The sequence below is a fragment of the Spirosoma koreense genome (assembly GCF_054777875.1).
In genome coordinates this window covers 1-545 of the sequence record NZ_BAAHAC010000024.1, presented here as the reverse complement: position 1 = coordinate 545, position 545 = coordinate 1, and the positions used below count along the sequence as shown (strand labels likewise).

The window sequence follows — 545 nt, the reverse complement described above, 5'->3', positions numbered from 1 at the left end:
CGCTTCCGGTTTGCCGATCTGGATGGGGACGGCAAGATCTCCGACAATGACCGCACTTACTTGGGATCGCCCATCCCCAAGTTCACCGGCAGTATTACGCTCAGCTTGAAATACAAAGGTTTTGATCTGAACACTAACCTGTACGCATCGCTGGGTAGCCAGATCTTCAACAACCAGCGTTGGTTTACTGATTTTTACCCCTCCTTCACGGGGGCAGCGGTCAGCGCCCGGGTTAAGGATTCGTGGTTGCCCACGCATACCAACACCACGGTGCCGATCTTTGAGAGTGCAGCTAACTTTTCGACCAACACCCAGCCCAACTCGTACTACGTGGAGAGTGGCTCCTACGCCCGGATGCAGTACTTAAATCTGGGTTACACATTTCCTAACAGGATGCTGAAAGTCGTGAATCTAAGCCGGTTACGGATCAGCCTGTCGGCCACCAACTTATTCACCATCACTAAATACAGTGGGCTTGATCCGGCGGTAGGTGGTTCAGCTGATTCAGTGTTTGGGGTGGATGTTGGAAACTATCCCGTAACCCG

Annotated in this window: 1 pseudogene; it reads left to right on the top strand. The window is 52.5% G+C overall.

The features are described from left to right. Positions 1 to 545: pseudogene (locus ACYVC2_RS25525) on the top strand (SusC/RagA family TonB-linked outer membrane protein); the annotation flags it as partial.